General features: G+C 72.8%; 14 protein-coding genes. 11 read left to right on the top strand and 3 right to left on the bottom strand.

Going from position 1 to position 19,412, the window contains the following annotated elements:
• Positions 1 to 27: 27 nt before the first annotated feature.
• Complete coding sequence (gene ppsA, locus ACXR8F_RS03585) at positions 28 to 2,448, top strand: phosphoenolpyruvate synthase (protein ID WP_458798756.1); 2,421 nt, start codon at positions 28 to 30, stop codon at positions 2,446 to 2,448.
• 10 nt (positions 2,449 to 2,458) lie between these two features.
• On the opposite strand, the gene ACXR8F_RS03580 is transcribed toward ppsA, so the two are convergent.
• Complete coding sequence (locus tag ACXR8F_RS03580; RefSeq protein WP_458798755.1) at positions 2,459 to 3,253, bottom strand: helix-turn-helix transcriptional regulator; 795 nt, start codon at positions 3,251 to 3,253, stop codon at positions 2,459 to 2,461.
• A 100-nt stretch (positions 3,254 to 3,353) separates the two neighbouring features.
• Here ACXR8F_RS03580 and ACXR8F_RS03575 point away from each other — a divergent pair, with 100 nt between their 5' ends.
• Positions 3,354 to 3,620, top strand: a complete 267-nt coding sequence (locus tag ACXR8F_RS03575) for a hypothetical protein (RefSeq protein ID WP_458798754.1) — start codon at positions 3,354 to 3,356, stop codon at positions 3,618 to 3,620.
• Between the two features lie 212 nt (positions 3,621 to 3,832).
• Here the strand turns inward: ACXR8F_RS03575 and ACXR8F_RS03570 are convergent, their stop codons facing one another.
• Positions 3,833 to 5,110, bottom strand: a complete 1,278-nt coding sequence (locus ACXR8F_RS03570; protein ID WP_458798753.1) for a phosphotransferase family protein — start codon at positions 5,108 to 5,110, stop codon at positions 3,833 to 3,835.
• 286 nt (positions 5,111 to 5,396) lie between these two features.
• Here ACXR8F_RS03570 and ACXR8F_RS03565 point away from each other — a divergent pair, with 286 nt between their 5' ends.
• Genes ACXR8F_RS03565 through ACXR8F_RS03525 form a run of 9 tightly spaced genes read left to right on the top strand, consistent with a single transcriptional unit; the run spans position 5,397 to position 18,568 of the window.
• A complete protein-coding gene (locus ACXR8F_RS03565; RefSeq protein WP_458798752.1) occupies positions 5,397 to 6,443 on the top strand; it encodes an NAD-dependent epimerase/dehydratase family protein in 1,047 nt (348 codons plus the stop codon).
• Positions 6,440 to 7,681, top strand: coding sequence for a glycosyltransferase family protein (locus ACXR8F_RS03560; protein WP_458798751.1), 1,242 nt, complete (start codon positions 6,440 to 6,442; stop codon positions 7,679 to 7,681). The genes ACXR8F_RS03565 and ACXR8F_RS03560 overlap by 4 nt, the downstream gene beginning before the upstream one ends.
• Entirely contained in the window at positions 7,678 to 9,027 is a 1,350-nt protein-coding gene (locus ACXR8F_RS03555) for a phosphotransferase family protein (protein ID WP_458798750.1), read from the top strand. Before ACXR8F_RS03560 ends, ACXR8F_RS03555 begins: the two co-directional genes overlap by 4 nt.
• A complete protein-coding gene (locus ACXR8F_RS03550) occupies positions 9,024 to 11,237 on the top strand; it encodes a phosphotransferase (RefSeq protein ID WP_458798749.1) in 2,214 nt (737 codons plus the stop codon). Before ACXR8F_RS03555 ends, ACXR8F_RS03550 begins: the two co-directional genes overlap by 4 nt.
• Positions 11,222 to 12,457 carry a glycosyltransferase family 4 protein gene (locus ACXR8F_RS03545; RefSeq protein WP_458798748.1) on the top strand — a complete coding sequence of 412 codons (1,236 nt, stop codon included), beginning with the start codon at positions 11,222 to 11,224 and terminating at the stop codon, positions 12,455 to 12,457. Before ACXR8F_RS03550 ends, ACXR8F_RS03545 begins: the two co-directional genes overlap by 16 nt.
• A complete protein-coding gene (locus tag ACXR8F_RS03540; RefSeq protein WP_458798747.1) occupies positions 12,454 to 13,806 on the top strand; it encodes an aminoglycoside phosphotransferase family protein in 1,353 nt (450 codons plus the stop codon). Before ACXR8F_RS03545 ends, ACXR8F_RS03540 begins: the two co-directional genes overlap by 4 nt.
• The gene (locus ACXR8F_RS03535; RefSeq protein ID WP_458798746.1) at positions 13,793 to 15,709 is read left to right on the top strand and encodes an ABC transporter ATP-binding protein; all 1,917 of its coding nucleotides are present in this window, start codon (positions 13,793 to 13,795) and stop codon (positions 15,707 to 15,709) included. Before ACXR8F_RS03540 ends, ACXR8F_RS03535 begins: the two co-directional genes overlap by 14 nt.
• A gap of 38 nt (positions 15,710 to 15,747) precedes the next feature.
• Positions 15,748 to 17,097, top strand: coding sequence for a phosphotransferase family protein (locus tag ACXR8F_RS03530; RefSeq protein ID WP_458798745.1), 1,350 nt, complete (start codon positions 15,748 to 15,750; stop codon positions 17,095 to 17,097).
• Positions 17,078 to 18,568 (top strand): phosphotransferase, encoded by a 1,491-nt coding sequence (locus tag ACXR8F_RS03525; protein ID WP_458798744.1) that lies wholly within the window; start codon positions 17,078 to 17,080, stop codon positions 18,566 to 18,568. The genes ACXR8F_RS03530 and ACXR8F_RS03525 overlap by 20 nt, the downstream gene beginning before the upstream one ends.
• A gap of 104 nt (positions 18,569 to 18,672) precedes the next feature.
• Here ACXR8F_RS03525 and ACXR8F_RS03520 read toward each other — a convergent pair whose 3' ends face one another.
• Positions 18,673 to 19,386 (bottom strand): hypothetical protein, encoded by a 714-nt coding sequence (locus ACXR8F_RS03520; protein WP_458798743.1) that lies wholly within the window; start codon positions 19,384 to 19,386, stop codon positions 18,673 to 18,675.
• Positions 19,387 to 19,412: the final 26 nt, after the last annotated feature.

Genomic DNA, 19,412 nt, shown 5'->3' with positions numbered 1-19,412 from the left:
CCGCACCACCTACCGGAAGGACCTGCTGTGACCGAGAACGTGAAGAGGTTCGCCGACCTCGGACTGGGCGATGTGGAGCTGGTCGGGGGCAAGAACGCCTCCCTCGGGGAGATGGTCCAGCACCTGTCCAAGGCCGGCGTCACCGTGCCCGACGGCTTCGCGACGACGGCCGACGCCTACCGCCGCTTCCTCGCCGAGGACGGCCTCGCCGACCGCATCAACGCGCTGCTGTCGGACCTCGACGTCGACGACACCCGCAAGCTCGCCGAGGTCGGCGCCAGCATCCGCGAGCAGGTCGAGGAGCAGGCGTTCCCCGCCGACCTCGAGCAGGACATCCGTGAGGCGTTCGACCGGCTCGTCAGCGAGCAGGGCGGCGGACAGGGCGGCGACGGCGCCGACGAGGTCAGCTTCGCGGTGCGCTCGAGCGCGACCGCCGAGGACCTCCCCGACGCGTCCTTCGCCGGGCAGCAGGAGACCTTCCTCAACGTGCGCGGCATCGACAACGTCCTGCACGCCATCAAGCTCGTCTTCGCCTCGCTCTACAACGACCGCGCCATCGCCTACCGCGTGCACAGCGACTTCGACCACTCGGTGGTCGCGCTGTCGGCGGGCGTGCAGCGCATGGTGCGCTCGGACATCGGCGCCTCCGGTGTCATGTTCACGATGGACACGGAGTCCGGCTTCCGCGACGCCGTCTTCATCACGAGCAGCTACGGCCTCGGCGAGGCGGTCGTGCAGGGCGCCGTGAACCCCGACGAGTTCTACGTCTACAAGCCGGCGCTGCGCGCGGGCCGCCCGGCGATCCTAAAGCGTGGGGTCGGCAGCAAGGCGACGAAGATGGTCTACACCTCCGACGCGAGCGTCGGGCGCACCATCGAGTTCGTGCCGGTGCCGGAGGAGCAGCGCCCGCTGCTGTCGATCACCGACGAGGACGTCACCGAGCTGGCCACGCACGCGTTGCGCATCGAGGAGCACTACGGGCGCCCGATGGACATCGAGTGGGGCAAGGACGGCGTCGACGGCGGCCTCTACATCCTGCAGGCGCGTCCCGAGACGGTGCAGTCGCGCCAGACGGGGTCGACGATGCGCCGCTTCCGCATGGACGAGCGCGGGCCGGTGGTCGTCGAGGGTCGCGCCATCGGTCAGAAGATCGGTGCCGGGGCCGTACGCGTGCTGCAGTCCATCGACGCGATGCACGACTTCCAGCCGGGCGAGGTCCTCGTCGCCGACATGACCGACCCCGACTGGGAGCCGATCATGAAGCGCGCCAGCGCCATCGTCACCAACCGTGGCGGCCGCACCTGCCACGCCGCGATCATCGCCCGCGAGCTCGGCATCCCTGCCGTGGTCGGCACCGGCTCGGCGACCTCGGCCCTCACGGAGGGGCAGGAGGTCACGGTCTCGTGCGCCGAGGGCGACACCGGTTTCGTCTACGAGGGGCTGCGCGAGTTCACCGTCACCGAGACGGCCCTCGACGAGATGCCCGAGGTGCCGGTCAAGATCATGATGAACGTCGGCACCCCCGAGCAGGCCTTCGAGTTCTCGCGCCTGCCCAACAAGGGTGTCGGACTCGCCCGCCTCGAGTTCATCATCAACCGCCAGATCGGCATCCACCCCAAGGCGCTGCTCGAGCTCGACGACCAGGAGCCCGCGCTCAAGGCCGAGATCGAGGCGCACATCGCCGCGTATGCCGGGCCGCGCGAGTTCTTCGTGCAGCGCGTCGCCGAGGGCGTCGCGACCATCGCAGCGGCCTTCGCGCCCGAGCCGGTCATCGTGCGCATGTCGGACTTCAAGTCGAACGAGTACGCCGGGCTGCTCGGCGGCGAGCGCTACGAGCCGCACGAGGAGAACCCGATGATCGGCTACCGCGGCGCCGCGCGGTACCTCTCGTCGGACTTCGCCGAGTGCTTCGCCATGGAGTGCGAGGCGCTCAAGTACGTGCGCGACGAGATGGGCCTGACCAACGTCAAGATCATGATCCCCTTCGTGCGCACCGTCGCCGAGGGAAAGGGCGTCATCGACCTGCTCGCCTCGCACGGCCTGCGCCGCGGCGAGAACGACCTGCAGGTCGTGATGATGTGCGAGATCCCGAGCAACGCCGTCAACGCCGACGAGTTCCTCGATCACTTCGACGGCTTCTCCATCGGCTCCAACGACATGACGCAGCTGACGCTCGGTCTCGACCGTGACTCATCGCTCGTCGCCGGTTCCTTCGACGAGCGCGACCCTGCGGTCAAGAAGATGCTCGCCATGGCGATCAAGGCCTGCCGCGACCGCGGCAAGTACGTCGGCATCTGCGGGCAGGGGCCCTCGGACCACCCCGACCTGGCCGAGTGGCTGCTCGACCAGGGCATCGAGTCCATGTCGCTCAACCCCGACACCGTCGTCGAGACGTGGACCCGTCTCGCGAAGCACCGCGCGGAGGTCGCCGGCTCCACGGGCGGCTGACCCCGCGCGATCAGGCGACGTCGAGGAAGGGCCGGACCCGAGCCAGCGCCTCCGTGCGGCTCAGCACGTCCAACCGCAGGAAAATGTTCTCGAGGTGCTTGCGGACGGTGCCCTCCGAGAGCCGCAGGTTGCGGGCGATCCGGGCGTTGCTGGCGCCGGTGGCGACCTGCCGGAGGATCTCCCACTGGCGTGGTGTCAGATTCGGCTCGCCCCGCACCTCGCGCTCGCGACGGGCATGCAGCTCGGCGAGGTGCGGACGCACCAGCCGAAGCATCATCAGCTCGCGTTCACTGAAGTCAGGACCGCCGTGGCGGAAGAGGAGAACCCGGCGATCAGTGCCGCCATGGGGCGTGAAAGGGACGAGCACCTCGTGGGTGATCCCCAGCATGTTGACGAAGACCGAGCCGAGCGGGGTATTGGCGTAGTCGCGAGTGGTCCAGCGGTCCGACCTGCGCTGCACCGTCGTGTAGTCGTTGCTCAGCAGCGGACCCGCGCAGCCGTCGAACTTCCAGAACTCCTGCCAGAACAGGCGAGTGAACTCGTCGTCCTCCGTGCCGAAGTTCTCCTCCCGTTCGACACCGTCGCCGCCGACGGAGAGCAGGCGGATGCGCTGGTCCCCGACATCCATGAGCTGGAAGTTGAGCTCGTCGCACGGGATGAGCCGCCGCAGCCCTGCGAGGACATCGGGGTAGAAGATGTCGTCGGCCGGTACCGCCGGCCCTGGCTCGAGGACGTCGAGCAGACCCCCCACGTCCTGGTCGGTCAGCGTCCAGCGGCTCTTCGTCATGGCACCGGTCGGCTCCATCCCTCAAGGCTAGGCCCACGGGCACGGCGCGGGAATGCGTTCAACCGCGTACGCGAAAGATCGAATTCCCCGGAGGGCGGCGCCGGTCGACCGTCGAGGGATGACGAACAACAGCCTGCACTCGGTTCCCAGGTGCCTTCGCACCGCCACATCCGTCGTCGCGGCCTGCGTGGCGCTCACGGTGCCCGCCGCCTCGGCCGGCGCCAGTCCCGCGCCGGATCCGCACCCTGCTAACTCGAGCCACCTCTCGACCCGAGACGCAGTCGACCACCTCCGGCAGGCGTATCGGCAGGCGCCACTGGCGCAGAAGCTCGGCGTCCACGAGGAGATCGCGCTCTTGCTCGCCACCGAAAAGGCGGCCCTGTAGGTCTCCCGCCGGAGAGTGGCGCAGCCCGTCCGGGTGGGGGGTGGACGGGCCGCGCCGGTGGCTCCGGCGGAGGGGGGGTGCGCCGGAGCGTGAGCGTGACCGTCGAACCAGGGGGACGGACGGTCACGCAGCAGGAGCATGCCATGACGCGGCCCGTGCCCTGCAGGGCAACACGCCGGCCCGTGACCGACCTGATCGGAGGGGGGCACCACCTAGCGAGCGACGAGGTGGGCCGTCAGGTGGCGGTCGAGCATCGCCGCGCAGCTGGCGGCCCGGTCGGGCAGCATCTTCTTCGCCGCGCTGAGGACGAGCGAGCACAGCTCGAGGGCCTCCCACACGCGTACGCGCTCCTCCGTCACCGCCGCGTGCTCGCGGTAGGCGGCGAGGAAGGCGTCGGCGAGGGCGTCGACGTGCGACGAGCGCTCCTCGAAGGCGTTCGAGCCGGCCGCTACCTCTCCACCGGTCTTGTTGACCGCCGAGTGCCGCAGCTTCACCAGGAACATGGCGATGTCTCGCGCGGGCTCCGCCTGGGCCGCCTTGTCGAAGTCGATGAGGCCCAGCCCGCCGGCGTCGAGCACGAGCACCTGCGCCGGGCGCAGGCTGCCGTGGGACGGGACGGCCGGGTCCGGGTCGGCGAGCGAGGCGTCGCGGCCGATGCGCGTGAGGACGGCGCCCGTCAGCGTGTCGAGCCAGGGCAGCAGCGCCGCCAGCTTCGCCTGCTTGCCCTCGACGGCGGCGAGCTCGTCGGCCCACGTGACGGGCGCGCCGGTCGAGACGGCGCTGGTGTGCAGCGCCGCGAGCCCGCGGGCAGTGGTGCCGACGGCTCGGGCCGCATCCGCCGGTGCGAGGGCTCCGGAGAAGGCGTCGGCGAGGAGGTCCTTGAGGGTGCCCCGGTGGTCGAGGTGCGTCTGCACCGAGATCCCGAGGTCGTCGACGTAGCCGACCGGCTCGGGGATGCGCAGGCCCGGGCTGTCGCGCATCGGCGAGGCCCACAGCGCCTCCAGCACCTCGTGGCAGGCCCGCCCGTCGTCCACGCGGTGCACCTTGGCCACGACCGTGCGGGGCCAGACGCTCGACGCGTGGGACGGCGAGACGGCGACGTCGCACGAAACGGTCGCCCGGAGACCTGCCTTGTAGGTCAGCACCGAGGTCTCGCAGCCGACGAGCTGCGCCCTGCCACCGGTCGGACGGTGGGCCTCCAGCAGCTGCTGCAGCAGGGGCAGCGCCGTCCGCTCCTGGGTGACGGCCTGGAGACCGGGCAGGCCGGCGTCGGCGGACCACACGTTGAGGTGCAGGCGCAGTTCGGGCAGCCAGTGCGACCATCCGTCCTCACCGAAGGGTGCGGTGCTGCCGGTCGGGGGCACCGTGCCGCCGTCGGGCACGAGGGTGCCGTGCGCCGACACCGTGCGGTGCGTCTCGGTGGGGCCCGCGAGCTCGAAGAGGTAGGTGGCCGTCCACTCGCCGTCATCGGACGACCTGAGTCGTGTCACGCGGCAGTCGACGAGATCGACTGTGCCAGAGCGCAACTCGGGCACTTCTCGTTTGAGCGCGGACGAGACGCTGTCGGGACGAACGCCGCGCTCGAACCACGTCGCATCCATCTTCCCCCCTCTGTAGTGCCGACAGGATAGGCGCGGGTCGGGTCGGTTCGCACCGAGTTCGTTCATTTGAGTGACATCTGGAATTCACCGGTGCCACACTGGACCGAGAACTGAACGTCACGGGACCTGGGGGCGGGGCCGTGAGCCCTGACTGACGCGACCCAGGGGGGGTCTCGTGAAATTTGCACTGGTTACCGGTGCAGCAGGATTCATCGGAAGCCACGTCGCCGAACTGTTGCTCAGCGACGGCTGGCATGTCCGTGGGGTCGATGCCCTCACGGAGAACTACGATCCCGCTGCGAAGCTGCGCAACGTCTCGGGCATGCGCCACAACCCGGCGTTCTCGCTCGTGCACGAGGACCTGACGACGACGGACCTCGCGCCTCTCGTCGAGGACGTCGACGCGGTGATCCACCTCGCCGCCGAGCCGGGCGTGAGCACGTCGTGGGGAGAGGCGTTCTCGACCTACGTGGAGCGCAACATCCTCGCGACGCAAAGGCTGCTCGAGGCGGCAGCCGTCGCCCATGCGCCGCGCATCGTCTACGCGTCGAGCTCGTCGGTCTACGGGCCCACGCTCGAGACGATGCACGAGACGAGCCGGTTGGCGCCGCTCAGCCCGTACGGGGTGAGCAAGCTGGCGGGCGAGTGCCTGGTCGGGGCGTACGCCCACCAGCGCGGGGTGCCCACCGTGTCGTTGCGCTTCTTCTCCGTCTACGGCCCGCGCCAACGCCCCGACATGGCGATCCACCGCTTCACGGAGGCACTGCTCGACGGTCGGGAGGTGTCGGTCTTCGGCGACCAGGTGCAGCTGCGCGACTTCACGTACGTGGGCGACGTCGCCCGTGCGGTCGTGGCTGCGGCCACGGCGCCGGTGCCGGCGGGCACCGTCCTCAACATCGCGCGTGGCGCGCCGGTCGCCGTGCCGGAGGTGCTGCGCCTGCTCGAGGAGGAGGTGCACGGCGAGGCCACCGTGGCCAGGCTGCCGCACCGGGCCGGCGACACCGAGCAGACCCACGGCGACAGCAGGGCTGCCGCGGCGGCCCTCGGCTGGCGGGCCGCGACCGACCTCCGGCTCGGCCTCAAGCACCAGGTGGCCTGGCACCGGAGGCTGCGTGAGCACCCCGAGCAGGAGGGCGTGGCGCCCCCCGACGGGGCCGGACGGGGAGTCCAGCCGCTCCAACCGCTCCAGCCGGCGACGTCGCAGGGCGGGTGGCCCCGGTGAGCCACGAACCGAGGATGCTCATCTACTCGCAGGACGGCCTGGGGCTGGGCCACATGCGGCGCACCTCGCTGCTCGCGGCCGAGTTCCTGCGCCAGATGCCGGGCGCGAGCGCCCTCACGATCTCGGACTCGCCCCTGGGGCAGTTCTTCGCCACGGCGCCGGGGCACGACTTCCTCAAGCTGCCGAGCATCCGCAAGAGCGGGCCGGGGGAGTGGGAGGCCGTCTCGCTCTCGGCGTCCTTCCGCGACGTGCTCGCGCTGCGCCGGCGCCTCATCGCGAGCGCGGTGCGTGAGTTCGACCCGGACGTCCTGCTCGTCGACCACATGCCGCACGGCGCGATGGGCGAGCTGGTGCCGGCGCTCCGCAAGCTGCGGGGGCACCGCACCCACGTGGTGCTAGGGCTGCGTGACATCATCGACCACCCTGAGGTCGTGCGGCGCCGCTGGACGGCGGAGGGCGCGTACGAGGCGCTCGAGGAGTACTACGACGAGGTGCTCGTCTACGGCTCCCGTGAGGTGCTCGACGTGGCGCACGAGTACGCCTGGCCCAAGGGCCCCGCCCACCGGCTGACCTACGCCGGCTACGTGTGTGCCAAGCCGCACCGCAGGGCCAGACGGCTCGCGGTGGTGGGCGACCAGGGAGCCGGCAACCGCGACGGCGCCGGGCAGCCGCGCACCCCCGGAGCCCCGCAGGTCCTCGTGGTCGCCGGGGGAGGCGCCGACGCGTACCCGATGATGTCGGGCGTGATCGAGGCCGCCGCGGACGTGCACCGGCAGACCGGCGCCGAGCTCCTCTTCGTCACCGGCCCGTTCATGCCGGGCGCGAGGGTCGCAGAGCTGAGACGGAGGGCGAGGCACCTCTCGATGGTCGAGGTGCGGCGTCGCATCCACGGGCGCGGGCGCGTCGCCCGAGCGGACCTCGTCGTGTCGATGGCGGGCTACAACACGACGATCGAGCTGCTCAACGACGGAACGCCGGCGCTGCTCATCCCGCGCAGCGGCCCGAGCGCGGAGCAGCGCATCCGCGCGAGTCTCTTCGGCCAGCGGGACTGGGTTCACTGGCTCGACCCCGACCTGCTCGGCACCGGCGCGGTGGCCGACGCGGTGGTCGGGGCGCTGACCGACCCGCCGTGCCCCTCGCGGAGCCCGGACCTGGCCGGTCGCAAGACCGCCGTGTCCCGGCTGACGAGCCAGCTGGAGAGCTGGCCCAAGCTCGAGCTCGAGTCGGTCGGCACATGACCGTGCCGCCGGTGGCGACCGCCGCGCAGTCGGCGGGCCCGGCCGGCGAGGCCGTGGACGTGGACACGGACGTGCAGGAGGTGGTGGCCGGTCGCCGTGGTCCCGACGACGTGTGCCGCTTCCTGACCGAGGTCGTGCCCGTGACGGTCGCTGACGTGCTGGAGGGACAGCGTCCCGACCGTGCGGGGTCCGTGCAGGTCCGGGTGACGCGCAGCAAGCTCAAGCCAGGTCGCAAGCTGACGGTGAGCGTGGCCGTGGCCGGCGGCGGGGAAGAACGCCCCGCCACCGTCACCTGGGTGCCGGGTGCGCGGCCCAGTGTCGTCGCGGCGCCGGCCGACCCCGCCTTTCCCCTGCTCGTCGACGTCTACGACCCGGCCCGGCTCGGCGGCATCCTCGGTGACGCGGGCGTGACCGGGTTCGAGGACGGCCTCCGGGTCATCCCTCTCCGCTACCGCCCGGGGCAGCGGCACGTCCTGGTCGTCGAGAGCCTCGACCGACAGGTCAGGCTGTTCGCCAAGTGCTACCGCGACGGCTCCGGCGCTGAGGTGGTCCACGCGAGTCGGACTGTGGCAGAGGCACTCTCACGGAACAACGCACCCGCCGGGACCGCCCGGGTGGCTGGTCACGTGCCCTCTCACGGACTCGTGCTGTGGCACGGTGACGAGGGGCCGTCGCTGTCGCACGTCCTCGTCGACGAGGCGGTCAGGACGTCCGTCCAGCAGGCCCACGCGGGGCGCGCCGGCGCCGCCCTCCGAGCCGTCCACGACGGCACCTCCACGACCCGGGACGGCCGGCATCGGTCGGACCCGGAGGCCGAGGCGGCTACGACGCGCCGGTCGCTCGAGCACGTGGCTGCCCTCGCGCCCGGCTCCGCAGGGGCGCTCGAGTCCCTGCTCTCCGAGACGGTCGCGCGGCTGACCGAGCTGCCCGACGAGACGGGCCGCCTGCTGCACGGCGACTACAAGTGCGACAACCTCCTCGTGACGGACGACCGGCTCGTCCTCCTCGACTTCGACCGCGTCACGGTCGGTGACCCGGCCCTGGACCTCGGCAAGCTCCTGGCCGACCTGCGCTGGTGGTCGCGGATTGCCGGGCGCAGCCCCACGGCTCTCGTGGACGCCTTCCTCTACGGCTACGGCCCGTGCCCGCCCACGCGGCTGACCCGGGCGCTGCTCTACGACGTGCTCTTCCAGCTGCGGGCGCTGGGGCGGCGCATCCCACTGCACGAGCCCGGCTGGTCCGCCGCCGTCGACGAGAGGCTCGCCGCCGCGGCGGACAGCGCCCGAGGCTGCTCGGGCGAGGCGACGCGGCAGACGCGCCGGGTGCTGGGGGCGAGGGCGCGATGACGACGGCGTGGCCGACCCCACCCGCCGGGTGGGTCTGGACCGAGGTCGACCCGCTCGTGGGTCTCGTCCAGCCGGTGGTCGAGGGTGAGGGCCGACCGGGCGGCGTCCACCAGATCCGTTGGGAGCCGGAGCGGTCGACGAGGGTCACGTTCGACCATCGCGACGGCGACGTCGTCGTGTACGAGGCGCGGCCTGGCTCGCTGCACCGCACAAGCCTGGGCGAGGACCCGGCACTCGCGGGCGTCGCGGCGATCCTCGACCCCGTGGGCGTGGCGGCCCGGCTCGAACAGCTCTTCCGCCGCCCGGTGGGCGACTGCACCGTGACACCGGTCAGCTACCGGCCCGGGTCTCGCTGCGTCGTCCGCTGCGACGCGAGCCTGCCCTCGGGTCGGCGCACGGTCTTCGTCAAGGTGCTCGCCGACGGCAGCGGCGACTACGTGGAGAGCCTCCGGAGCCTCGCCGGCGGGCGTGGCGGCGGCGCCGTCGTCCCGGCGCTGGTGGGCTGCTGGACGGACCTCGGGGCCGTCGTCACCGCCGGGGTGCCGGGTCCGACGGCGTCCACCGTGCTGGCCGACCCGTCGACCCCGGTGCGGGACCGCCTGCGGCTCGCAGCAGCACTCGGGCGGCTGCTCGCCGACATCCACGGCACCGCACCCGCACCCCGGGCCGCGGCCCGCTCGCACGGGCCCGCCGAGGCGCTCCACGAGCTCGTCTCGTACCTCCCCGCGGCGTGGCACGCCGACCCGCCGACGGCGCTCTCGCTCGGCTGGGCGCTGGACCGTCTGGGTGACAAGCCCCCGAAGGAGTGGTCGCTCGTGTTCAGCCACGGGTCGTTCCGCGCCGGCCAGGTCGTGGTCGACGACGACCGCCTCGCGGTGCTCGACCTCGACGGTGCCGGGCTGGCAGACCCGGCGAGGGACCTCGGCAACGCGACGGCATACCTCGACTGGCAGCGCCTGCGCACCGGATCTGCCCGCACGCCCGACCTCGTCGGCGCCCTCCTCGCGGGCTACGCCGACGCCGGCGGCCGGGCCGACCCCGACTCGGTGGACTGGTGGCACGCCGCATCGCTGCTGAAGATCGGTGGGCGCCGTTTCCGCAGCCTCGACGTGACGCACTGGGACGCCGTGCCGTCGCTCGTCGCCGCGGCCTCAGGCGTGCTCGAGCGACGGCGTGACCGGAGCCTGCGGCGGTCCGTGGCCGCCCGGCGCCCGCAGCGCTCGCCCGCGATCACCGACCCTCGCTCGATGACCGCGCTCCTGCGCGAGCAGCTGCGGGCCGGTGGGCTCGAAGGCGGCCGCATCGTCGCGGCAGAGACGCTGCGGCTCGCCCCGGGCCGGAGGGTCGTCGTGCGCTACCGCGTGGCCGGCGGCGCCGACGGCCCGGTCGAGGTCATCGCCAAGGCGTACGCGGAGCACGGGCGGGCGGTCATGGCCCACGAGAACCTCGTCCTCTTCGACAGGCTCCGCGATCCCGCGGTCCGGTGTGGCACGCAGCGGCCGATCGGCGTGCACCCGCACCTCGGCATCGTGCTGTGCCGGTCTGCGCCCGGACAGCCGGTGACCGCGTCGCCCGGCGGGCCCCGCCGCACCCCGGCCGCCGCGGCGGTGCCGCGCCACGACAGCCCGCTCGCCGACGACGACGTCGTCATCGCAGCGGGGCACCTCGGCCGCTGGCTGCGCTCGGTCCACGCGGCGGGCACGGGGGCCGCCCGCCGGCTCGACGTCGTCCACGAGGTCGCGAACTGCTCCCTCTGGGCCGAGCGGGTGGGCCGGGTGGACGCGCGGCTGCTCGCCCCCGCGCGCGAGCTGGCCGACCTCCTGGAGGCCCACGCCGAGCGGCTGCCGACCGTGGGCGACTCGCTCATCCACAAGGACCTCCACCTCGGGCACGTCCTCGTGGGAGAGGGCGGCCGGGTCACCGTCATCGACCTCGACGAGGCGCGGATGGGCGATCCTGCCCTCGACGTGGCGCACCTCTGCGCCTATGCGGCGGAAGCCCGTTCGGCCTCGGTGGACCGCGCCGCGCGCTCGTTCCTCGACGCGTACGGCGCCGTGCCCGGACCCGACGCCGAGCACCGTCTGGCCTTCTTCACCGCCTACACCCTGCTGAAGATCACCCGGCAGGCGCTCGCAGGGCAGGTCACCGACGAGCTCGTCGGCGTGGCCCGGTGGCGGCTCGGTCAGGGGGCGGCATGGCTGCGCGGGTGATGTACCTGACGCGGAGCTGGCCGAGGCTCTCGCAGACCTTCATCGTCAACGAGGTGCTGGCCCTCGAGCGCCTCGGCGTCGACCTGGACCTCTGGGCGATGGCGCCGTCGGGGGAGCGGGTGCGCCAGCCGCAGGTGGCGCGGGTCCGCGCCGCCGTCTCGCACCCCGCGCAGGTCGCGTCGGCCGCCGACCACACGCTCGTCGCCGGGCTGGCACCCCACCAGTACGCCGACACGGCACGCCTCGCCCAGGAGCGCCCCGAGCTGTCCAGCGGCTACGCGAACGCCACCACGACCGAGTGCTTCGAGGTGGCCGTCCAGCTGGCCGCACGGATGGCGCGCAGCGAGGCCGACGGCACCCGCGTCGCGCACCTGCACGCCCACTTCGCGCACGACCCCGCCCTCGTCGCCCTCCTCGTGCACCTTCTCACCGGGGTCGGCTACAGCATCACCGCCCACGCCCGCGACCTCTACCAGATCCCCCGGGCCAGCCTGGTCGCCCGGGTCGCCGCGTCGACGAGCGTGCTCACCTGCTGCGCCGCGAACGTGGACTACCTTGCCGCGCAGCTCGATCCGGAGTCGATGGGCAAGGTACGCGTGATCCACCACGGCATCGACCTCGACCAGTTCGTGCCCGGTGAGCCGCGCGAGGACCCGGTGGTCCGCATCGTCACCATCGGTCGGCTCGTCGAGAAGAAGGGCTTCCCCGACCTGCTACGGGCCTGCGCCCGGCTGAGGGGAGTCGCACCCTTCCACCTCACCGTCTTCGGCGACGGCCCGATGCGTGGCGAGCTCGAGGCCGTGTGCCGCGACCTCCGGCTCGACGACGCCGTGACCTTCGCCGGCGAGCGGGACAGCGCCGCCGTCGTCGACGCCCTGCGCGACGCCGATGTCTTCGCCCTCACCCCGTTCGTCACCGCGGACGGCGACCGCGACGGCGTGCCCAACGTCGTCGTCGAGGCACTCGCAGCGGGGCTTCCCGTCGTCGCCACCGACGTCGGCGGGGTCGCCGAGGCGGTCGTGCACGGCCGCAACGGCCTGCTCGCCCCAGCCCACGACGTCGCTGCGGTCGCCGAGCACCTCGCGAGCCTGCTGCGCGACCCACCGCGACGACGGATGATGGGGGCGAGAGCACGCGAGACGGCCGAGCGGGCCTTCGACGTGAACCGTGCGGCCGAGCAGCTGGTGCAGGTCTTCGGCGTCGCGGAGGTGACCTCATGACCGGCCGGACCCCCCGGGCAACCGTCGTCCTGGGTGACCGGCACGCCCTCCCGCAGTCCGACCAGCACGTCGATCTGCACGCCCAGCACGCCCTCGTCGTGGAGGCGCTCGACGCCGCCAGGACTGGTCCGGCGCTCGCCGTCGCGCTCGGCGAGGACCCGGACACGCCCTGCCTGGTCGCCGACGCCAAGTACGAGCCAGGCCGAACCGCAACGGTGCTCTACCTGCTCGGCGCGGGTCTCGTGCACGTCACGGTCCCCGCGCCGGGTGGGGTCGCAGGGGGTGAGGCGCTGCTGCCGAACGGCATCGGTGTCAGGCGCTTCCCGATCGACCCCGGCCTGCCCAGCCTTTCCACCGTGCTCGACCCCGCCCGGTTCGGTGCCGCCCTGGGCCAGGCGCTCGGCCTGCCCGACGGCTCCCCGGTCGCGACCCGGCTGCTGCGCTACCGCCCCGGTCGTCGCGCCACCCTCCTCGTCTCGGTGGGCGGGGTGTCGGCGGGGCCCGCGGGGTCGGCGACGTACGTCGCGAAGGTCTACCACGACGACGCCAAGGCGGCCGCCGTCGCGGCGGAGGGCCGGGCGCTGCAGGCACTGCGACTGCCCCCGCCCCTCGTGCTCGCGCCGGTCGTGGCGCACCTGCCCGACCTCGCGGTGGTCGTCCAGCGTCACCTGCCGGGCCGCGACCTCGTGATCGACCTCGCCGACCCGACGGTCGGGACACGGCACGGCACACACGTCACCCGGGCGGCGCAGGCGCTCGCCGCGCTGCACCGCGGGACGGTCCCGGCGGGCCGCCCCCGGCCGGTCGAGCGGGAGCTACGCCGCTTCGTCGACCGCGCGACGGCCATCCGGAGCGTCGACCCGGTGACCGGCGACGTGCTCCTCGCACTGGCCCACGACGTGCTCGGACTCCGGCCGGCGCCCGGACCGGTCTCGCTCGTGCACGGCGACTGCAAGCCCAGCCAGTTCCTCATGGACCGCGACCGGGTCGCGCTGCTGGACCTCGACCACTGCGGCATCGCCGAACCCTCCTACGACGTGGGTAACTTCGTCGCCTCGTTGCGCCAAGCAGCGGTGCGAGCGTCAGGCTCGGGTGGCGTGCCTGCGAAGGAGGCTGCGCGCGCGGCCGAGGCGCTCGGCGCGACGTTCGTGACGGCATACCTCGACAGCGCCCGACCTGCGCGGACGCAGGAGCTGACGGCCAGGATCCGCTACTACGCCGTCGTCTCGATGGTGCGCAAGGCGCTGCGCGCCTGGGCGCGGTCGCCGGTCTCGTCCCTGCCCCGGCAGCTCGCGGACGACGCCCGGAAGGCCGTGGACGAGCTCGGGAGGGCCGATGGTCGCCATTGACACGAGGGTGGATGCGCCGCCCGAGCGCACCCGTCGACGACGGGCGCCCCGTCACGCCAAGCGATCCGACACGGCACGTGCCTTCGCGCTCATCAGGCGCTACCACGGCAGCAACCGTCCGTACGTCGTCGGCCTGCTCCTGCTCGTCCTCGAGGCGGCGACGGCCGTGCTCGAGCCGTTCCCCATCGCCTACGCCCTCGACTTCGTGACGGGCCGCGAGCCGAACCTGCGCGACCGCGGGTTCCCGGCGTTCCTCACCGACGAGCGGGTCGAGACCATCCTGCTGCTCGGGATCGCCATCATCCTCATCGCCGCGGTCAACAAGGGCGCCGACTCGCTCTCGGAGGTCTTCCTCGCCCGCGGCGGCCGCGAGCTCGGCTACAACATCCGCGTCACGATGTACGACCGGCTGCAGAAGCTGTCGATGGCCTTCCACGACAAGCGCCGCACGGGCGACGTGCTCACCCGTGTCACCGGCGACGTGCTCGTCGTCGAGGAGTTCATCGTCGCCTCGCTCAGCAACTTCGTGGCCAGTGCCCTGCTGCTCGTCGGCTCGTTCGTCGCGCTCCTGCTCCGGTCGTGGCAGGTCGCCATCATCGCGGCCGTCGTCGTGCCGGTGCTCGCGCTCGTCGCCAACTGGTTCTCGCTGCGGCTCAAGCGCTTCTCCAAGGAGCAGCGGGCCAAGGAGGGCGACCTCGCCTCGACGGCCCAGGAGATGCTCTCGTCGATCCGTCTCGTCCAGAGCTACGGCCGCGGGCACGTCGACCTCGAGAACTTCTCACGACAGAGCGACCAGAGCATGCGGGCCTCGCTGCGCATCGCCACCGTCCAGGCGCAGTTCAGCTTCGCCATCGCGGTCTTCGAGGGCCTGACCATCGCGGGGGTGCTGTGGCTCAGCTTCTGGCTCGTCGAGGGGGGCGTGATCAGCCCGGGCACGCTCGTGCTCTTCGTGCTGCTCATCCAGAACATGTTCAAGCCCTCCCGCAAGATCGTCAGCGAGTGGTACAAGGTCGGCAAGCTCATCGCCAGCACCGAACGCATCGCCGAGCTGCTCGAGCGGCAGCCCACGGTCGAGGACACCCTGCTGTCGACGCCCGCCCCGAGGCTCGCCGGCCGGCTGAGCTTCTCGGACGTCGTCTTCAGCTACCGGTCGGAGGCCGCCGAGTCCGAGGCGGAGTCCGAGACGGCCACCGCGACCGGCCGGCGCGCCGACCAGCGAACCGTGCTGCGCGGCATCAGCTTCACGGCCGACCCGGGCGAGGTCGTGGCGCTCGTCGGGCCCAGCGGCGCCGGCAAGAGCACCATCGCCCAGCTCGTGCCCCGGCTCTACGACCCGGACTCGGGGGTCGTGGCGATCGACGGGACGGACGTCCGGGAGTTCACGCTGGCCTCGCTGCGCAGCCAGGTCAGCCTCGTGCTGCAGGAGACCCTGCTGCTCACCGGCACCGTCGCCGAGAACATCGCGTACGGCATCGACGACCCCGACCCGCAGCGCATCGAGAGGGCGGCGCGGCTGGCGCAGGCCCACGAGTTCATCGAGCAGCTGCCCCTCGGCTACGCGACCGTGCTCGGCGAGCGGGCCTCGACCCTGTCGGGCGGCCAGCGGCAGCGGCTCGCCATCGCCCGCGCCTTCATCCGCGAAGCGCCGGTGCTCGTGCTCGACGAGCCGACGACCGGACTCGACCCCGAGGCGTCGGCGCAGGTCATCGAGGCCCTGCGCACCCTCATCGAGGGCACGACGACGATCATCATCTCCCACGACATCGACCTCGTGCGGTGCGCCGACCGCATCCTCGTGCTCGACGACGGCCGGCTCGTCCAGCAGGGCAGTCCGGCCGTGCTGGCCCGCAGTCCGGGGGCGTTCGCCGACCTCTTCGGCGACGTCGGCGGGGAGCCGACGTGACCACCGCCGGGCCGTCGACGCCTCCCCGATGGGCGGCCATGGCTCCGCCGCCGTCGACGACGGGCGCCCTCGATCCGTGGACGGGTGAGCGGTTGGCGGCAGACTGGGTCGCCGAGCACCACCCCGGGCGCACGGTGTCGCACGTGCGCACCCACTCCGCGCTCCACCGGGGACCCGGCGACCTGACGTGGCGGGTCGGCGTCGAGCTCGACGGATTCGGCCCGGCGGAGGAGCTGACGCTGCTCGTCCACGACGAGGGCGGCGCGCGGTCGGTCTCGGAGCTCCCCGACGACCCGCTGCTGCCGAGCCTCGCTGCACTGCTGAGGGGTGGCGCACTCGAGCCGCTGCTACGAACCGCCGGCCTCGGACCCCGTTCCGGCGCAACGGGATCAGGCTACCGCGCGACGGTCGTGCACCACCCCCGCGAGGGGGCCTGCGTGCTGCGCGTTCAGGTGGGCGACACGGAGGCGTACGCCAAGGTGTACGCGCGTGCGGACGCGGCCACGACGGCTGCGCAGAGACTGCGTGCCGTCGGCGTCGATCGCCTCCTCGCGTCCGTCGGGCTCGTCGTGCGCCTGCCGAGGGTGCTCGCGGTCGACGCCGCGCTGCGGACCGTCCTCCTCGAGTCCCTCTCGGCACCCGAGGCTCCCGCCGGTGCACCGGACGATCGCCCGGCCACGGCGCTGCCCTTGACGGTCGATGATGTCGCGACCGCCCTGCGCGCCTTCCACGATCATCACCCGTCGGGCCGCCTCCCGAGGGTGACGGCGACCGAGCACGTGAGCCGCGTGCGCGCCGAGCAGCGACTCGTCGGGACGCTGTGGCCCGCGCTGGCCGAACGCGTCGACGACGCCATCCGGAGAGCGGCCGCGGTGCTCGACGAGCACGCGCCCGACCCCGCCGATGCGGTGCTGTGCCACGGCGACTACACGCCGGGCCAGCTCGTCAGGGTGCCAGGGGGCCTGGGCCTGCTCGACCTCGACACCGTGGCGCTCGGCGACCCGGCCGGCGACATCGGCAGGTTCCTCGCCTACGAGCACGTCCGGACGGCCCGCTCCGAGTCCTCCGAGTCCTCCGAGACCTCCCTGACCTCCGAGTCCTCGACGGCCTCGAGGTGGGCGTCGGTGACGGCACGGGCGCACGCTGCCTTCCTCACGGCATACGGCCCCCTGACCGGTGCGACCGACCCGAGCGCGCTGGACGCGCGCGTCCGAGCCCACCGCCGGCTCGACCTCGCGCTCATCGCCCTGCGGGCGGCTCGACGAATCAAGGGCGCCCGGTCCGCGCTGGCGCTCGACCTGCTCGACGACGACAGCACCGACCCGACAGCACCGGCCCGCCGAACGACCTCGCCCCAGGGAGGCACCCATGACCACGACCACCCGTGACGAGGCCGTCGACGCCCTCGGGCCCTTCGCCCAGCTGCCCGACTGGCTGGCCGCGCTCATGGTTCCCGGCCGCCTCGAGGCGTCGCTGCGCGCCCACGTGCCCGAGCTCCGAGATGGGCGGCTGGCGCTGCTCGAGTGCCGCGCCGACCGGCTGCGTGCCAAGGAGGCGAGCTGGCTCGCTCGCTGCCGAGCCGTCGTCGCGCCCGCGAGCGCGCCGACAGAGCCGGGCGGCCCCACCGAGGAGAGCGAGCCCGTCGAGGTCGTGCTCGTGGGCGAGCTCTTCCCGCCGACGCGACCCGACCCGGCGCCGTCACAGCCAGCGCAGCCGGCGACGTCGACGGAGAGGGTCGGCTTCGGGCAGCCGGGCTACGAGCTCTTCCTGCCCGACCTGCGTCTCCGGCTGCGCACCGAGGACGAGGACCCCGGGCTGCCGAGCCTCGGCGCCCTGACCCAACCGGGCGCCTCGGCCCGCATCATCCAGCGGATGCTCCGGGCAGGCGCCTACCCGACCGCGACCGTGGCCTCCAGCACGCCGAACGTCGTGCGCTACAAGCCGGGCAGCCGGTGCACCATCCTCTACGACCTCGCCTACGACCCGCCCTCCAGCCGGTTCCCGAACCCCGTCGTCGCGAAGACGCACCAAGGCGACAAGGGAGCGGTCGCGCACGAGGCGATGACCGCGCTCTGGCAGACCGGGCTCGCCCGTGGCGACGAGGTGCTGCTCGCCGAACCCCTGGGCTACCTGCCCGACGAGCGGGTGCTGCTCCAGGGTCCCGTCCCGGAGGACCAGACGCTCAAGGAGCTGGCGCGGCTGGCCTTCGAGCGCAGCGACCCCGCCCTGTTGGAGGACCTGCGGGCCCAGCTGCGCCGCACGGCGAAAGCCCTGGCGGTACTGCACACCAGCGGCGCCCGCTACAGCCGCTCGGTCGCGTGGACCGACGAGGTCGCCGAGACGCGCGAGGTCCTGGACCGCCTGTCGCTCACCGTCCCCGGCCTGCGGGAGGCGGGGGAGCCGATGCTCACCCGGCTCGAGGCGCTCGACCGCGCCACGGGGCCCGACCCGCTCGTCAGCGCGCACCACGACTTCAGGCCGGCCCAGGTGCTCCTCGGCGGCGGTCGGCCGGGCTTCATCGACTTCGACGGGGCGGCGATGGCCGAGCCGGCACTCGACCTCGGACGCTTCCGCGGCAAGCTGCGCGACATCGGGGTCACGGCGCTCGCGACGGCTCCCGAGGGCTACCGCGCCGACCTGCTCGCCGACCGGCTCGAGCTGCTCGACGACCTCTGCGACCTCTTCGTCGACGCGTACCGCGGGCACGCGCCGGTCACCCAGCCACGGGTGCTGCTGTGGGAGACCATCGACCTCCTCACGGCACTGCTGCACACGTGGTCGAAGGTGCGCCTGCTGCGGGTCGAGCCCCGGCTGGCCATCCTCGTGCACCAGCTCCGCACCGCCGATCTCACCCCGTGAGTCCCTTCCCTCTTCATCGAGAAAGCAATCCGTCCGCGGACGGATTGCTTTCTCGATGAAAGGGAGAGAAGGGGGCGGAGGGCGGCGTTCCGGTCCCGGTGACGTCAGCGGAAGCGGGACGGGAACTGGGCGATGATGCCGGCGCTCAGCTGGTCGGCCATCATCAGGATGTGGGCGTGCACCGCCTCGTAGTCGGTGACGCTCGCGGCGTACTGCCCGCCGAGCTCGTGAGCCGCCTCGGCGAGGGTCTGGTCGAGGTGCGCCTGCATGTCGGCGCGCATGACGGCCCTGGGCCAGGACCGCGGGTTCGCGGCGGCGAGGAAGTCGGCGATGTCGTTCGCGTTGGCGTACCAGCGGGCGTCGGCGGCGGTGAACGCGGCCGTGTCGCCGGCCTTGGCGGCCCGCAGCACCTCGACGGCGATGGTGATGTGGTCGTGCAGCAGGGCGGTGAGCCGGTTGCCGGCTGCGGTCCCGTAGTACGGCGCGATGGCGTTGCCGATGTCGCGCTGGTTCTGGAGCAGGCGGGCGGCCGTGGCGTCGAAGCCCGCCGACCCGGCGGCGAAGGTCACGATCGCGAGGCGCGTCCAGGTCACGTGGTCCTCCCAGAGCTTGCGCATCTGGTCGTGGAAGGCGGCTCGCGACGTCCTCGGTGTCGTGGCGACGGCCGCATGCGACGCATGGGCCGTGACGGACGTGACGGTCGTGTCTCCCGCCCTGGCCGACACCATGCCGGATGCCAGGACCGTGCCGAGCAGGGCTCCGAGGAGGAGAGCCACCAGCGAGATCATCTGTCGCCGAAACGTTCTCGTGCGGGTCATGTCGTGCCTCCTGTCAGGTGGCCGAC

This window comes from Terrabacter sp. AAH1, assembly GCF_054456855.1.
The sequence above is the reverse complement of the archived record's forward strand: the minus strand, read 5'-3'. Positions and strand labels throughout refer to the sequence as shown.

Bases quoted from the DNA above. Each gene is read 5' to 3' on its own strand.
- ACXR8F_RS03575 (WP_458798754.1), top strand. From the start codon at position 3,354: ATGACGAACAACAGCCTGCACTCGGTTCCCAGGTGCCTTCGCACCGCC.
- ACXR8F_RS03555 (WP_458798750.1), top strand. From the start codon at position 7,678: ATGACCGTGCCGCCGGTGGCGACCGCCGCGCAGTCGGCGGGCCCGGCC.
- ACXR8F_RS03520 (WP_458798743.1), bottom strand. From the start codon at position 19,386: ATGACCCGCACGAGAACGTTTCGGCGACAGATGATCTCGCTGGTGGCT.
- ACXR8F_RS03580 (WP_458798755.1), bottom strand. From the start codon at position 3,253: ATGGAGCCGACCGGTGCCATGACGAAGAGCCGCTGGACGCTGACCGAC.
- ACXR8F_RS03530 (WP_458798745.1), top strand. From the start codon at position 15,748: ATGGCTCCGCCGCCGTCGACGACGGGCGCCCTCGATCCGTGGACGGGT.
- ACXR8F_RS03525 (WP_458798744.1), top strand. From the start codon at position 17,078: ATGACCACGACCACCCGTGACGAGGCCGTCGACGCCCTCGGGCCCTTC.
- ACXR8F_RS03545 (WP_458798748.1), top strand. From the start codon at position 11,222: ATGGCTGCGCGGGTGATGTACCTGACGCGGAGCTGGCCGAGGCTCTCG.
- ACXR8F_RS03550 (WP_458798749.1), top strand. From the start codon at position 9,024: ATGACGACGGCGTGGCCGACCCCACCCGCCGGGTGGGTCTGGACCGAG.
- ACXR8F_RS03535 (WP_458798746.1), top strand. From the start codon at position 13,793: ATGGTCGCCATTGACACGAGGGTGGATGCGCCGCCCGAGCGCACCCGT.
- ACXR8F_RS03540 (WP_458798747.1), top strand. From the start codon at position 12,454: ATGACCGGCCGGACCCCCCGGGCAACCGTCGTCCTGGGTGACCGGCAC.